At 65.5% G+C, this 14,343-nt stretch carries 12 protein-coding genes and 1 other RNA gene; 6 read left to right on the top strand and 7 right to left on the bottom strand.

Going from position 1 to position 14,343, the window contains the following annotated elements; all coding sequences use genetic code 11:
- Positions 1 to 10 precede the first annotated feature (10 nt).
- The 4 genes from FG91_RS18440 to FG91_RS18425 form a co-directional block, all read right to left on the bottom strand.
- Positions 11 to 2,656 carry a TonB-dependent receptor plug domain-containing protein gene (locus FG91_RS18440; RefSeq protein ID WP_037517964.1) on the bottom strand — a complete coding sequence of 882 codons (2,646 nt, stop codon included), beginning with the start codon at positions 2,654 to 2,656 and terminating at the stop codon, positions 11 to 13.
- 210 nt (positions 2,657 to 2,866) lie between these two features.
- Positions 2,867 to 3,652: a DeoR/GlpR family DNA-binding transcription regulator gene (locus FG91_RS18435; protein ID WP_037517962.1), complete on the bottom strand. Its 786-nt coding sequence runs from the start codon at positions 3,650 to 3,652 to the stop codon at positions 2,867 to 2,869.
- Positions 3,653 to 3,712: 60 nt separating this feature from the next.
- Positions 3,713 to 5,008 carry an L-rhamnose catabolism isomerase gene (gene rhaI, locus FG91_RS18430; protein WP_037517959.1) on the bottom strand — a complete coding sequence of 432 codons (1,296 nt, stop codon included), beginning with the start codon at positions 5,006 to 5,008 and terminating at the stop codon, positions 3,713 to 3,715.
- A gap of 22 nt (positions 5,009 to 5,030) precedes the next feature.
- The gene (locus tag FG91_RS18425; RefSeq protein ID WP_235212094.1) at positions 5,031 to 7,145 is read right to left on the bottom strand and encodes a bifunctional rhamnulose-1-phosphate aldolase/short-chain dehydrogenase; all 2,115 of its coding nucleotides are present in this window, start codon (positions 7,143 to 7,145) and stop codon (positions 5,031 to 5,033) included.
- Between the two features lie 115 nt (positions 7,146 to 7,260).
- Between FG91_RS18425 and FG91_RS18420 the strand changes: the two genes are divergently transcribed.
- The 3 genes from FG91_RS18420 to rhaT are packed head-to-tail and all read left to right on the top strand — an operon-like array spanning position 7,261 to position 10,901.
- A complete protein-coding gene (locus tag FG91_RS18420) occupies positions 7,261 to 8,679 on the top strand; it encodes an FGGY-family carbohydrate kinase (RefSeq protein WP_037517952.1) in 1,419 nt (472 codons plus the stop codon).
- Positions 8,676 to 9,818, top strand: a complete 1,143-nt coding sequence (gene lldD, locus FG91_RS18415) for an FMN-dependent L-lactate dehydrogenase LldD (RefSeq protein ID WP_037517951.1) — start codon at positions 8,676 to 8,678, stop codon at positions 9,816 to 9,818. The genes FG91_RS18420 and lldD overlap by 4 nt, the downstream gene beginning before the upstream one ends.
- 21 nt (positions 9,819 to 9,839) lie before the next feature.
- Complete coding sequence (gene rhaT / locus FG91_RS18410) at positions 9,840 to 10,901, top strand: L-rhamnose/proton symporter RhaT (protein ID WP_037517949.1); 1,062 nt, start codon at positions 9,840 to 9,842, stop codon at positions 10,899 to 10,901.
- Between the two features lie 6 nt (positions 10,902 to 10,907).
- Here rhaT and FG91_RS18405 read toward each other — a convergent pair whose 3' ends face one another.
- Positions 10,908 to 11,531, bottom strand: a complete 624-nt coding sequence (locus FG91_RS18405; RefSeq protein ID WP_037517948.1) for a cation transporter — start codon at positions 11,529 to 11,531, stop codon at positions 10,908 to 10,910.
- A gap of 68 nt (positions 11,532 to 11,599) precedes the next feature.
- Between FG91_RS18405 and FG91_RS18400 the strand changes: the two genes are divergently transcribed.
- Entirely contained in the window at positions 11,600 to 12,010 is a 411-nt protein-coding gene (locus tag FG91_RS18400) for a MerR family transcriptional regulator (protein ID WP_037517945.1), read from the top strand.
- A 57-nt stretch (positions 12,011 to 12,067) separates the two neighbouring features.
- On the opposite strand, the gene ssrA is transcribed toward FG91_RS18400, so the two are convergent.
- Positions 12,068 to 12,424, bottom strand: a transfer-messenger RNA (tmRNA) gene (gene ssrA / locus FG91_RS21550).
- Positions 12,425 to 12,449: 25 nt separating this feature from the next.
- On the bottom strand, positions 12,450 to 12,863 hold the full coding sequence (gene mscL / locus FG91_RS18395; RefSeq protein WP_037517943.1) for a large conductance mechanosensitive channel protein MscL: 414 nt from the start codon (positions 12,861 to 12,863) through the stop codon (positions 12,450 to 12,452).
- A 142-nt stretch (positions 12,864 to 13,005) separates the two neighbouring features.
- Between mscL and FG91_RS18390 the strand changes: the two genes are divergently transcribed.
- Positions 13,006 to 13,602, top strand: coding sequence for a LemA family protein (locus tag FG91_RS18390; protein ID WP_037517941.1), 597 nt, complete (start codon positions 13,006 to 13,008; stop codon positions 13,600 to 13,602).
- Positions 13,603 to 13,660: 58 nt separating this feature from the next.
- Positions 13,661 to 14,343 (top strand): TPM domain-containing protein (locus FG91_RS18385; RefSeq protein ID WP_235212093.1); only part of this gene is annotated, 683 nt, incomplete at its 3' end.

The raw sequence follows: 14,343 nt of genomic DNA, 5'->3' as shown, positions 1-14,343 counted from the left end.
AACCTCCCCGTCAGAATTTGGTGCGAATACCGAAGGATACCAGCCGGCCGAGCGTGCTGCCATTGGTATAGCCCGATGCACTGTTCAGGAACGGCGGGTCCTCGTCAAAGACATTGTCGACGTTCAGCGTCAGCAGCGTGTTCGCGAGCATGTCGCCCAGATCATAGCTGAAGAAAAGGTCGACGGTGTCGAACGCCGACACCCGCTCCTGCGGCGGCAGCCCGATGATCGGATAGCCGCTGCGATGGTTGAGCGTCGCGCGCGCGGTGAAATCGCCCACCGTCGCGCCAAGCCCCGCGGTGAAGAGGAAACGCCCGGTGCCATTCTTGAGATCGTCGTTGACCGGACCGCCTTGCACCACCTGCGTCTCGCGATTGAGGAGGTAGCTGCCGGTGAAATTCGCGTGGATCGAGCCGAAGCCCGTCGGGCGATTATAGGCGAGGTTGAAGTCGATCCCGTCGACATTCACCGCGCCGAGGTTCGCGCGCTGCGCGAGGAACAGCACATAGGGCGAGCTGATCGCGAACAAGGTCGCGAGGTTCGGCACGCCATCGACGCGGAGGTTTCCTGCCGCTGCCTGCGCCTGTGCGAGCGTTGGATTGAGGATGAAGAAGTCCGCATATGCCGGGGTCGTGAACAGCAAGGGCGACGTGAACGGCGGGACCGCGATCGCATCCTTGAACTTCACGTTGAAATAGGTCGCGCTGGCGACGAAGCCCTCGATCGCCGCGGGCTTGAGGTCGAAACCGAGCGACCAGGTGTCGGCGGTTTCGGGCTTCAGATTGGCGTTGCCGCCGGCGATCGCGATCGTCGGGCGCAGCGCGTCGAACGGCGAGCTGTTCGGCGCGCGGAACGGACTGAACGGCAGCACCTGAACGCGCGCATCGACCGAATTGCCGAGGTCGGCAAGGCTCGGCGCGTGGAACGACGTGCCGTAATTGCCGCGGATCGTCAGCGCCTCGAACGGCCGCCAGGTCACGCCGATCTTGGGATTGGTCGTGCCGCCGACGTCGCTGTAATCGTCGTAGCGGATCGATCCCGACAGCTCGAGGCTGTAGAACCCCGGGGTGCGGTTGTCGGCGCCGAAGATCGGGATCAGCAATTCGCCGAACAGCGACTTGACGTTGCGCGCGGTGTAGGCGTTCGATCCGGTGACGGCAGCCTCGGGGCCGCTGCCGGTGAACGAGCGGATATTCTCATAATGATATTCGCCGCCGACCGCGAGGCGCACGTCGCCGCCAGGCATCGCGAACAGCGGGCCGTCGAGCACGACGCGCCCTTCGGCGAGCTCCTGCGTCGCTTCGCCATAGTTGACGAAATCGTCGATCGCCGCGAGCACCGCGGGCGACGTCGCCGAGAGATTATAGGGGTTGAGCGCGGTTGCGGTGGTTCTGCCCGCAAGCGCGATCGTCGCCGCGGTCGAGTTGAACGACCGCTCGGTCGATTCATTCTCGCTGCGTCCGAAGTTGGCCATTGTGCGCAGCTGCCAGCCGCCGCCGAGCTCGAAATCGAAGCTGGGCGTTATTCCATAGGAGGTGAAGCTGGACGGGCTGTCGTTGCTCGGCCCGAAGACGTCGTCGAATGCGAAGGCGACGCTGTGCGCGAGCTCGGTTCCGATCGGGCGGAAGAAGGGGTTCGCGGCGGTGATCGTCCCGCTCATGCTGCTCTGCGCGCTGCGGTGCAGCGTGTCGCGCTTCGACCAATAGGCCGACAGCTTGAACGCGACCGAATCGCTCAGGTCCTGCGTCAGTCCGGCGAAGACGCTATGGCGTTCCTCGCGCGGATAGATCGCCGCATAATCGGTCTGATCGCAGCGATTGACCCCCGGCGCCCGACCCGGAAGCGCATAGGTCGTCGTGCCGACGGTGATGTTGGCGAGCGCGCAGGCGGTGCTGCGGAAATCGCCGCCGCCGCGGTCGGTCTGGTTCGCGGTCGCATAATCGCGGTCGAGCCCGATCAAATCGTCGTGCCAGGCGTAGGAATAGGAAATATAGGCCGAGCCCGAACCCCAGTCCTTGCCCGCGATGACGCTGGCATCGATCGTCTGGTAATTTTTGGCAAAGCCATAACGCGCGTTGACGCCGATGCCGTCATAGCGGTCGCGCGTGATGAAGTTGATCACGCCGCCGATCGCGTCCGAACCATAGATCGACGAGCCGCCGTCGGGGATAACATCGACGCGCTTGATCACGTCGGGCGGGATGACCGAGGGATCAAAGCTCGTCTGCAGGATGCCGGCGCCGACCATGCGGTGGCCGTCGACGAGCACGAGCGTCGTCGAGCCGCCGCTCGCGCCGAGGTTACGGATATTGGGGCGCACGATCGGGTTGCCGAAATTGCCGAGCCCCGCCGGGATCGTCCCGAAATTACCGACCTGCGGGATCGAGGCGAGCAGGTCGTTCGCCGAGGCGGCGCCCGAAGCGACGACATCGGCCTCGCTGACCGCGACGACATTGGTGCCGACCGGCGCGACGCCGCGCAGCAAGGTGCCGGTGACGACAATGTCCGCGTCGGTCGGGGCTTCGGAATCGGCTTCCTGCGCATAGGCACCGCTCGCTCCGAGCAGCGCGCCCGCGCACGCCAGCGCCGAAATGCCGCGCCGCCGCGCGTTCCGCCGCGCAACCATATCCAGCCCTGCAGTCGTCATCGCCTTCATCGCATCCTCCCTGCGCTCGCCCTCGCGAGCTGTCCCTTTTGACGGAGGCGCCTGTCCGGCCATCTTGTTCCTCCGATGCCACGCTTCGATGAGCGTTTCTGCATCAATGCTCATTATTTGTCTTTATCAATCACGTCAACGATCAAATTCAATCATTCGAACCCGAACGGCACGGCGGGCCGCGGTTTTGGTTCAATGACTTTGGGAAATTCAGGCGATGACGACGCGGATACCGGCGGCTTCCATCATCGCGACATGGTGCGGTTCGATTCCGGCGTCGGTGACGACGACGTCGATCTCGTCGAGCGAGCAAACGACATTGCCCGAGGGACCCGAGAATTTGGAACTGTCGACGAGCACGATGATCTCGTCGGCGCGCTCGATCAGGCGGCGTTCGGCGGCGACAAGGATCACGTCGGCCTGCATCAGCCCGGCGGGGCCCATCGACGCCGCGCCCATGAACAACTTGGGCGCGTGAAAGCGCGGCATGCCGTCGTCTCCCGCCGCCGAAAGGACGATATTCTGTTCGCGAAACACCTGCCCCGACGGCACCAATATGCGCGTCGTCGGCTGCGGCAGCAGCGCACTGACGATATGGAGCGAGTTGGTCAGAACCTGCAGCGCGAGGCCGTCGAGGTGCGGACACATTTGCAGCGTCGTCGAGCCGCCGTCGATCATCACGCCCTCGCCGGGGATGCAGAGCCCCGCCGCGGCGCGCCCGATCGCTTCCTTCGCGGCGCGATTGCGGCCGATATTTTCGTGGAAGGGGATACCCGACAGGCCGTCTTCGGACGCGGTCGACGCACCATCTCCCCCGCCGACGCGCTTCGCCCCGCCGCGCACGCGCGTGATGACGCCGGCTTCTTCGAGCCGGTCGAGATCGCGGCGAATGGTGGCGGGCGACGCGGCGACGCGGCTTTCGAGGTCGCGGAACGAGACGAAACCGCTCTCGCCCAGGCTGTCGAGGATCATTTTTTCGCGTTCGGCTGCGTGCATATGGGTCCCTGTCTGATTGCGCCTATTTGACGGGAGCTGCGCCGAGTTGCAATCGAATGATTAGACGATCCCCGCGGCCGCTCCCGCGGCGCGCCGTTCCTGCGCCTTACGATCACGCCAGCCGCTCGCGCGATAGGCCGCGATCGTGTCGATCGCCCCGCCCGCTTCGGCGCGCGCCGCCGCGAGGATCGGGGTGACATCGGTGCGGTACGCGGCACGCAGCGCCTGGAACGCCATCATCGTGTCATTGGCTTCCTGCGCCGCGAGCAAAGCCTCGCGGTCGACGAGCAGCGCCTTGGCATAGGCCGCGACGATCGCCTCGGCCGACGACAGCATGCTCTCGATCGGGTCGGTCACATTATGCGACTGGTCGATCATGTAAGCGGGGCGGAAATCGCCGCGCGGGTTCAGCTCGGCCTCGATCAATTCGTTGAAGACGAGAAAGAGCTGGTGCGGATTGATCGAGCCGCTGTCGAGATCGTCGTCGCCATATTTGCTGTCGTTGAAGTGGAATCCGCCGAGTTTTCCGAAGCGGTGCAGCCGCGCGACGATCTGTTCGATGTTCACGTTCGGCGCATGATGGCCAAGGTCGACGAGGCACTTCGCCTTGTCGCCAAGTTCCTGCGCGACGAGGATCGAGCTGCCCCAGTCCGAAATCACGGTCGAGTAGAAAGCTGGCTCGAACATCTTGTGCTCGATCAGCATCCGCCAGTCGGCGGGAAGCGCGGCATATACCTGCGACGCCGCATCGAGATAGCGATCGAGCGAACGGCCGAGATCCTGCTGCCCCGGAAAATTGGTGCCGTCGCCGACCCACACCGTCAGGTCGGTGACGCCGAGCTGCTTGCCGATCTCGATACATTCGATGTTATGCGCGACCGCCTGCTCACGCACCTCGGCGCGCGTCGAGGAGAGCGAGCCGGTGGCATAGCTCACCGCCTGCCCCGGTTGGTCCTGGAAGGTGTTGCTGTTCACCGCGTCGAAACCGAGGCCGAGCGCGGCGGCTTCCTCACGCAGCGCGCGATAGTCGCTGACCTTGTCCCACGGGAAATGCGGGCTGACGCGCGGCGTCGCGCGGCCGAGCTGCTGGATGACCGCGCAATCCTCGATCTTTTCGTGAATATTGGTCGGCTCGCCCGCGATCGGAAATTTGGCGAAGCGCGTGCCGCCGCGCCCCGCGCCCCAGCTCGGCACCGCGACCGAGAAGTCCGCCACCTTCGCCTTGACGCCTTCGATGTCGATGCCGCGCCGGCCGAGCTGGCGGCCGAGGCTGCCGTAATCGTCGTCGAGCGCGGCGGTCAGACCGGCGTTCAGCCGCTCGATGTCATCCTGTGCGAGCGGCAGATCGCCAGCCATAAAACTCTCCTGATTCCGTATCTTATCGCGTAAACGCCTGCGCGTTGCCCGCGTCGACGTTGATCATGTTGCCGGTCGACTTTGCCGACATATCGCTGCTGAGGAAATAGACCGCTTCGGCGACGTCCTCGGGCAGCACGTCGCGCTTGAGCATCGAGCGGTTGCGATAATGTTCCTCGAGCTCGCTGCCCGAATCGATCCCGTGCGCGCCCGCGCGCTCGCGGCGCCAGTCGCCGTCCCAGATGCGCGACCCCTTGATCACCGCGTCGGGGTTGACCGTGTTGACGCGAATGCCGAACGGCGCGCCTTCGAGCGCGAGGCAGCGCGCGAGGTGCAGCGCCGCCGCCTTCGCCGAGGCATAGGCCGACGCGTTGGTCGCGGCCGCGATGCCGTTCTTCGATCCGATGAAGACGATCGACCCGCTCCCTTGCGCCTTCATCAGCGGGAAGGCCGCGCGCGCGGTAAGGAAATAGCCCTGCGCGAGCACGTCGTAATTACGCTGCCAGAGCTCGAGCGTCGTATCCTCGATCGGCGCCGACGAGGCGATACCGGCGTTGGCGACGAGAATGTCGAGCCCGCCGAATTCGCGCGCGCACGCCGCGAAGGCCGCGGCAACCTGCGCCTCGTCGGTCACGTCGCACACCGCCGAGCGAATGCGGTCGCGGCCGAAGCGGCCTTCGAGTTCGTGCGCCGCTGTGGTCAGCGCATCGGCGTCGCGGTCGACGAGCAGCACGCACGCATCGTCGGCAGCGAGGCGCTCGGCGGTCGCGGCGCCGATCCCGCCCGCCCCGCCAGTGACGAGCGCGATGCGTCCCGCAAGCGGCTTCGGTTTCGGCATGCGCTGGAGCTTCGCTTCCTCGAGCAGCCAATATTCGATGTCGAACGCTTCCTGTTCGTCGAGCCCGACATAGGCGCCGATCGCCTCGGCGCCGCGCATCACGTTGATCGCGTTCGCGTAGAATTCGCCCGCGAGCCGCGCGGTCGTCTTGTCGCCGGCAAAGGTCATGCGGCCGATGCCGGGGACGAGCACGACCACGGGATTGGGATCGCGCATCGCGGGCGAATTGGGCCGCGCGCACCGCTGGTAATAGGCGGCATAATCGGCGCGATACGTCTCGATCCGCTCGGCGAGATAGGCAGCGTCGTCGATCCGCGCCGGGTCAAGCACGAGCGGCGCGATCTTGGTGCGCAGGAAATGGTCGGGGCACGAGGTGCCGACCGCGGCGAGCTTCGCAAAATCGCGGCTGCAGGTGAATTCGAGCGTTTCGGCATCGTCGGCAAAATGCCCGACGCGGCGCCCGCCCATCAGGCCGCGGAGCAGCGGCACCAGCTTGGCGGCGGCGGATGCACGGCCGGCGGCTGGCAGCGGCGCGATAACCTCGCCACCGAACGCCGGCCCCTCGGCCAGCTTCGCATTCAGATAGTTCGCGGCATCGGTGATCAGCGCGATTGTGTTGTCATAACAGGCGCTGGCGGTGTCGCCCCAGCAGATGATGCCATGCCCCGCCAGCATTACCCCGCGCAGCCCCGGATGCGCGGCGACAAAATCGCGCAGCTTCAGCCCAAGGTCGAAACCCGGACGCTGCCAGGGCAACCAGCCGACTGCCCCGCCCCAGATCGCCTTGGTCGCGGTTTCGCCTTCGCTCGACGCCGCGAGCGCAATGATCGCGTCGGGATGGACATGGTCGACATGCGCGAAGGGCAGATAGGAGTGGAGCGGCGTGTCGATCGACGCCGCGCGCGGGTTGAGCGCGAAGGTGCAGTGCGGCAGATAACCGACCATCTCGTCTTCATGCTCAAGCCCGCGATAGAGTTTTTCGAGGCCGAGCAGCTTGTCCTGATAGAGCGTCGAAAACCCGTCGAGCTTCATCGAACCGATATCGCCGCCCGACCCCTTGACCCACAAAATCTGCACGCTTTCACCGGTGAGCGGATCGCGCGCATCGAGCTTGGCCGAGGTGTTGCCGCCGCCGAAATTGGTCACGGTGAGGTCCGAGCCAAGACGGTTCGAGCGATAGAGGAGCAGATCTTCAGGCGACTTGCCCGCCACCTCTTCGTCCGACCAGCGATTCGCCGGGATAGCGAACAGCAGCGCGGCGGCGTTGGATCGGGGTGTGACGTCCATAAGATCGGGCATGAAGGAAACTCGTTGTTTCGACTATGCGGGGACATGTATCGAAATCGCTGGCGCTCTGCAATCAGTTTCGATAAAGTTCGATCAAATTCGGTCGCAACGAAGCAAAGGGAGAAGGATGAAAGGTCGCGCAACCATAATCCTCGATAGCGGTAAAACCTTGGCAAAGCTGAGCCTTTGGTCCGCCGATGGCGCGATGATCGAACGCCGCGTGCGCGCCAATGCGCGCGTCGAGACGGGCGCCTATCTCGCGCTCGACGCCGCGGGGATCGAAGCCTGGATCGCCGAGGTGCTGCGCGACTTTGCCAAACTGGCCGATGTCGGCGCGATCATCCCCGTGGGGCATGGCGCCGCGGCGGCGATCGTCCGCGGCGACCGCCTCGCCTGCCCGCCCGTCGATTATGAAGACGCGATGCCCGCGAACCTGCGCGCGCGCTATGACGCCGAGCGCGACGCCTTTTCGGATAGCGGATCGCCTTGCCTTCCCGATGGTCTCAACCTCGGCGCGCAGATCTGCCGGCTCGAGGCGCTCGATCCCGATCTTGCGCACGGGACGCAAATCCTGCCGTGGGCGCAATATTGGAGCTGGCTGCTCTGCGGCGTTGCGGCATCCGAAGTGACCAGCCTCGGCTGTCACACCGACCTCTGGAACCCGCTGGCCGGCAAAGCTTCGGCGCTTGCCGAACGGCGCGGCTGGGCCGCAAGGCTCGCGCCGCTGCGCGGAGCCGGCGATGTACTCGGCACTCTGACCTCCGCATGGGTCCGGCGCACCGGCCTGCCCGCCGATACCGAAGTCCATTGCGGGCTGCACGATTCGAACGCGGCGCTGCTCGCGGCCCGCGGCTTTGCAGAGATTGCCGACGAGGAATCGACGGTGCTGTCGACGGGCACCTGGTTCGTCGCGATGCGATCGCCCAAGGACGCCGCCTCGATCGATACGAGCCGCGTCGACGAAGCGCGCGACTGCCTGATCAACGTCGACGCGTTCGGCACGCCGATCCCGTCGGCGCGCTTCATGGGCGGGCGCGAGATCGAGACGCTGATCGGGTTCGACACGCGGCAGATCGATATCGCGGCCGACCAGCCCGCCCTGCTCGCAGCGCTTCCTGACGTGCTCGCAAGCGGCGCGATGGTACTGCCGACCTTCGCGCCGGGCTTCGGCCCCTTTCCGCACGCCCGCGGCCGCTGGATCGCGAGGCCCGACGATCACGCCGCGCGCCGCGCCGCGGTGTCGCTCTATGCCGCGCTGGTTACCGATGCAGCGCTCGGCCTGATAGGCACGCGCGAACGGCTGCTGATCGAAGGGCGCTTTGCAGAGGGCCAGGTCTTCGTCCGCGCGCTGGCGGCGCTGCGCCCCGACCTGCGCGTCTATGTCGGCAAGGCGCATAACGATGTGTCTTATGGCGCGCTGCGCCTGCTCGATGCCGCCTTGCCGCCGACCGAGCCGCTCGAACTGGTGGCGCCGCTCGACGTCGATCTCGCGCCCTATCGCGAGCGCTGGCTGCATGAAGCCGAACGGGTGGAAGAAGCCGCGTGAAACCTGCATCGATCGGCGATTATCGCGAAGCCGCGCGGCGGCGCCTGCCGCATTTCCTCTTCGAATATTTCGACGGCGGTTCCTATGCAGAGCGCACTTTGCGCGCCAACATTGCGGATCTGCAGGATATTTCGCTGCGTCAGCGGGTGTTGAACGATGTGTCGGCGATCGACCTGTCGGTCAGCCTGTTCGGCCAGCATCTCGCGATGCCCGTCGCGCTCGGTCCGATCGGGCTTGCCGGGATGGCCGCACGGCGCGGCGAAGTGCAGGCAGCGCGCGCGGCGGCGGCGAAGGGCGTGCCTTTTACCTTGTCGACCGTATCGGCCTGCTCGCTCGCCGAGGTCGCGCGCGGCTCTCCGGTGCCCTTCTGGTTCCAGCTCTATATGGTGCGTGACCGCGGTTTCATGCGGTCGCTGCTCGAGGAAGCGAGCGCCGCGCGCTGCCCGGCGCTGGTGTTCACGGTCGACATGCCGCTGCCCGGCGCGCGCTATCGCGATGTCCGTTCGGGGCTTTCGGGCGCCGCGAACTGGCGCGGACAGGCGCGGCGTGTGGGTCAGGCCATGGCCCGCCCCGGCTGGGCATGGGACGTCGGGATCCACGGCCGCCCGCACCAGCTCGGCAATGTCGCGCCTTTGCTCGGCCCGAAGTCGGGGCTCGAGGATTTCCTTGGCTGGATGAAGGATAATTTCGATCCGGGCGTGACGTGGGCCGACCTCGATTTCGTGCGCGCGCACTGGAAGGGACCGATCGTGATCAAGGGCATATTGGACGCCGATGACGCGCGCCGCGCTGCGGAGGCCGGCGTCGACGGGATCATCGTGTCGAATCATGGCGGACGCCAGCTCGATGGCGTGCCGTCGGTGGCGCGCGCGCTGCCGAGGATCGTCGATGCGGTCGGCGACCGGCTGACCATCCTTGCCGACGGCGGGGTGCGATCGGGGCTCGACGTCGTGCGCATGCTCGCGCTCGGCGCGCAGGGCGTGCTGCTCGGCCGGGCGTGGGCGTTCGCGCTCGCCGCTGCGGGCGAAGCGGGCGTGCGCCATGTGCTGGATTTGATCGAGGCCGAAATGCGCGTCGCGATGGCGCTTACCGGGGTGACCGGGGTGGACAGGATCGGGCCGGAGACATTAGCCGGCTGACGAGAACGAGGGGAGAAAGATATGGATGCGAACCCGCTGCTTGGCGTGTTCTTTCACTGGCTGGGCGGGTTGTCGTCGGCGAGCTTCTATGTGCCGTACAAGCGCATCCGCGCGTGGTCGTGGGAGATTTTCTGGATCACCGGCGGCATCTTCTCGTGGCTCATCGCGCCGTGGCTGTTCGCGTCGATCCAGACGCACGACCTGATCGGCGTGCTCAGCCGCACGCCCGCCGATATCTGGTTCTGGTGCTGGTTCTGGGGCGCGATGTGGGGGCTTGGCGGGCTGACCTTCGGGCTCACGATGCGCTACCTCGGCCTGTCGCTCGGCATGGCGGTCGCGCTCGGGCTGACGACCGTTATCGGCACGATGGGGCCGCCGATCTTTCGCGGCACCTTGGGCGAGCTCTTCGCGACGAGCAGCGGGAAGACGGTCTTCCTAGGCATCGCGATCACGCTTGTAGGGATCGTCATCGTCGCGCAGGCCGGACGCCGCAAGGAACGCGAGATGGGCGCGACGATCGCCGAGGCCGACAAGTCCGAGTTCAACCTCCGCAAAGGGCTCGCGATCGCGGTCTTCTCCGGCATCATGTCGGGCTGCTTCGCTTGGGGTCTCGACGCCGGCGCGCCGATCCGCGAGCTGACGCTGGCGACCGGGACCGATCCGCTATGGCAGGGACTGCCCGTGCTCTGCGTCGTGCTACTCGGCGGGCTCACGACCAACCTCATCTGGTGCGGCATCCTGATCGCGCGCAACCGCAGCATCCGCCAGTTCGCCGGCGAGGCCGCGCCCGGCGCGACCGAACGCCCGCCGCTCGCGCTGAACTATGGCCTCGCCGCGCTCGGCGGGACGCTGTGGTATTTCCAGTTCTTCTTCTACACGATGGGCGAAAGCCAGATGGGGCGTTTCGGCTTTTCGAGCTGGACGCTGCACATGGCGAGCATCATCCTTTTCTCGACGCTCTGGGGTTTCGCGCTCAAGGAATGGGCGCCCGCGGGCCGGCGCACGCGCGCGCTCGTGTGGCTCGGGATCGCGGTGCTGATGGCCTCGACCGTCGTGATCGGTCTTGGCAACAGCCTGGCGTAAGGTCTTCTAGGCGGGCGTGGCGGCGAGTTCGCCGCGCGCCTGCTTAAACACTTCGATGCTGCCCCAGATCGCAAGCGCCGCCATGATCGCCGCGACCGCAAGGTCGGGCCAGCTGCGCCCCGTGCCGAACACGCCAAGCGCGGCGCCCATCACCGCGATATTGCCGATCGCGTCGTTGCGCGAGCAGATCCACACCGAGCGCATGTTCGCGTCGCCGGTGCGGTAGCGATAGAGCATCAGCGCGACCGCGACATTGGCAGCGAGCGCGAGCGCGCCGATCAGCCCCATCGTCTCGGCATGCGGCGCCGATCCGCTGACGAAGCCCCAGACCGCCGATCCGAACACCCACAGGCCAAAGACGAGCATCGTTCCCGCCTTCAGCAACGCGGCGCGCGCACGCCAGGCGAGCGCCATGCCCGCGACGCCGAGGCTGATCGCATAATTGGCGCTGTCGCCAAGGAAATCGAGCGCGTCGGCCTGCAGCGCGCGCGAATCCGCCGCGACGCCCGCGACAATCTCAACCCCGAACATCGCGGCGTTGATGATGAGCGCGATCCACAGGATACGCCGCCATGTGGGGTCATTGAGTGCGGTCTTGCCGCTTTTGCCGGCACAGCATTGATCGGCCACTGCGAAAGCTCCTGTTATCTTCGAGTCGGCACCCTATATGCACCCTGTAGCAACTACGGGGTCAAGCGATGAAAATCGGCGAACTGTCGCGGGCGACCGGGACCAATATCGAAACCATCCGCTATTATGAGCGCATCGGGCTGCTTCCCGCGCCGGGTCGCACCGCCGCGAATTACCGCAGCTATGGCGATGCGCACCGGGCACGGCTGGCGTTCGTGCGCCATTCGCGCGACCTGGGCTTCACGATCGAGGAAGTCCGCTCGCTGCTCGACCTGTCGGACAATCCGACACGCGAGTGCGACGAGGCCGACCGCATCGCGACGCGGCATCTGGAGCAGGTCGAGGAAAAGATCGCGCAGCTCAGCCTGCTACGCGACGAACTGGCCCGCATCATCGGGCGCTGCCGTGGCGGCATCGCCGCCGATTGCCGGGTGATCGAGGCGCTCAGCGACCATAGCCACTGCGAAAATGCGCATTGATCATCGATTTTAAGGAAAGGTGGGACGATTCTGTTGCCCGGCTCGTCCCCAGCCGCTGGTATCCGATTCTGTTGCCCGGTTCGGTCCGAACCGCGTTCTATTTGTCTAACCTTAGGCCGTGAGGCTTATCGGTTAGGCAGCCAGAGCGAGTGCTTCGTTATCGTTAGCACCTATTGGTTTTGAGCCTTGAACGGGTTACTCAGCCCGGGCAAAAATATCGTCTTTGAACACACGTCGATCCTGGTTCGGCCCCGTCAGAAACCCGCGCGCCCATCAAAGAAACGCGGGTTTGTGGTGGAGCCGCCGGGTACTGCCCCCGGGTCCGCTGTGTCTATTCCACGACACCATTTATCACCATAGCCGGCCGAAACCGGCACGAGTGATATAGGGTGCCCGCGCGCCGATGGAAAGGGCGCGCGTGCAATTCATCGTGGATAGGTCACGCCTTCTTTCTCAGCTCGTCGCGGATTTCGGTAAGGATATCAATCTCGGTCGGGCCTGCTTCGGCCGGCTTGATGAATTTGCTCGCCTGCCGCACCAGCAGGAACACGACGAAGGCGAGCAGGATGAAATTGATCACCGCAGTAACGAAGCTGCCGAGCGCCATCACATTCGCGCCCGTCGCCTTCGCCGCCGCCAGCGTCATGCCCGCGGCCACCTTGTCGCCGCCCGACAGCACCAGATACTGATTGGTGAAATCGACCCCGCCGCCGGTGACGAAGCCGATGAAGGGCATCAGCACATCGTCGGTCAGCGACTTGACGATCGTCCCGAACGCCGCGCCGATGATCACACCGACGGCCAGCCCCATCACATTGCCCTGGTTCAGGAATGCCTTGAAATCCTTGATCATATACCAACCCCTTTGGTCGCTGCGCCTGCCCACCCAGAGTGCATGACACGATTATCCGCGTCAATGATTGCGGGGTGCGAAGCGTCTTACTATATTAAACCAGTTGGCGCGGCGCCCCGCCGCGCGGAGGGAGTGTCCGACCATGACTTTGCGTTCCGCCCGTTGGTTGATTGTGCCCGTTGCCGCGATGTCGCTGTCCGCTTGCGGCATCAACAGCGTTCCCACCAAGGAAGAAGCCGCCAAAGCCAAGTGGGCGAACGTCGAAGCCGCGTACCAGCGCCGCGCCGACCTGATCCCCAACCTCGTCGAAACCGCCAAGGGCGCCTCGCAGATCGAGCAGTCGACGCTCGAAGGCGTGATCCAGGCGCGCGCATCGGCGACGCAGGTCAAGCTCAGCACCGACGACCTCGAAGATCCCGCCAAGGTACAGGCGTTCCAGCAGGCGCAGGGACAGGTCTCGGGCGCGCTCGGCCGCTTGCTTGCCACGGTCGAAGCCTATCCCGACCTCAAGAGCCAGGCGCGCTTTGCCGACCTGATGACCCAGCTCGAGGGCACCGAAAACCGGATCAACGTGTCGGTCCAGGACTATAATGGCGCGGTGCAGGATTATAACACGACGATCCGCACCTTCCCCGACATCATCGGCGCCAAGATCGTCCATGGCGCGCAGCCGATGACCCCCTACAAGGCGATCACGCCCAACGCCAACCAGGCGCCGAAGGTCGATTTCGGCAAATAAGGTGGCCCTGACCGCCCTTTTGCGTCCACTAGCAACAGCGGCCCTTACCGGGTTGTTGTTGCTGGCGGGACCCGCCGCCGCGCAGACCTTTCCGAAGCTCGCGGGCAATCCGGTCGTCGATCAGGCCGACATCATTCCCGCGGCCGAGGAAGCGGCGCTCAACACGCAGCTCCTCGAACTCGAGAAGACGACCGGGCATCAGCTCGTCGTCGCGACGGTCAGCGACCTCGAAGGCAATGATGTTTCGGAATATGGCTACAAGCTGGGCCGCGCGTGGGGGATCGGCGACGAAGCCAGAGACGACGGCGTCGTTTTCCTGATCGCGCCGAACGAACGGCGGATGAACATCGCGGTCGGCCTCGGGCTCGAACCGGTGCTGACCGACGCGCTGTCGGGGCGGATCATCCGCGACGTCGTGACGCCCAAGTTCAAGGCGGGCGACATGCCCGGCGGCATTCAGGACGGCGTCAATGCGATCGCGCAGCAAATCCAGTTGCCGCCCGAAGAGGCCGCGGCGCGGGCGAAAGCGGCAGACGCCGCCGAGCGCGACCGCGCCAACGACGGCAATTTCGGCGGGCTTTTCTTCGTCGGCTTCATCATCCTGATCTTCTTCGTCCTGCCGATGCTCTCGCGCCTCGGGCGGCGGGGGGACGCGGGCGGGTGCGCAACAATCACTAAACGCAGGCGACGTCCAGCGGGGCCCTTGGTTGCGCCACGCCCTGCCAAGCGTCGATGTGAGTG

It is taken from the genome of Sphingopyxis sp. LC81, assembly GCF_000756375.1.
Classification (GTDB): domain Bacteria; phylum Pseudomonadota; class Alphaproteobacteria; order Sphingomonadales; family Sphingomonadaceae; genus Sphingopyxis.
This window is presented reverse-complemented; position numbering and strand designations above follow the sequence as displayed.

Excerpts from the sequence above, each read along its gene's own strand:
- FG91_RS18440 (WP_037517964.1), bottom strand. The coding sequence starts at position 2,656 with ATGAAGGCGATGACGACTGCAGGGCTGGATATGGTTGCGCGGCGGAAC.
- FG91_RS18435 (WP_037517962.1), bottom strand. The coding sequence starts at position 3,652 with ATGCACGCAGCCGAACGCGAAAAAATGATCCTCGACAGCCTGGGCGAG.
- rhaI (WP_037517959.1), bottom strand. The coding sequence starts at position 5,008 with ATGGCTGGCGATCTGCCGCTCGCACAGGATGACATCGAGCGGCTGAAC.
- FG91_RS18425 (WP_235212094.1), bottom strand. The coding sequence starts at position 7,145 with ATGCCCGATCTTATGGACGTCACACCCCGATCCAACGCCGCCGCGCTG.
- FG91_RS18420 (WP_037517952.1), top strand. The coding sequence starts at position 7,261 with ATGAAAGGTCGCGCAACCATAATCCTCGATAGCGGTAAAACCTTGGCA.
- rhaT (WP_037517949.1), top strand. The coding sequence starts at position 9,840 with ATGGATGCGAACCCGCTGCTTGGCGTGTTCTTTCACTGGCTGGGCGGG.
- FG91_RS18400 (WP_037517945.1), top strand. The coding sequence starts at position 11,600 with ATGAAAATCGGCGAACTGTCGCGGGCGACCGGGACCAATATCGAAACC.
- mscL (WP_037517943.1), bottom strand. The coding sequence starts at position 12,863 with ATGATCAAGGATTTCAAGGCATTCCTGAACCAGGGCAATGTGATGGGG.
- FG91_RS18390 (WP_037517941.1), top strand. The coding sequence starts at position 13,006 with ATGACTTTGCGTTCCGCCCGTTGGTTGATTGTGCCCGTTGCCGCGATG.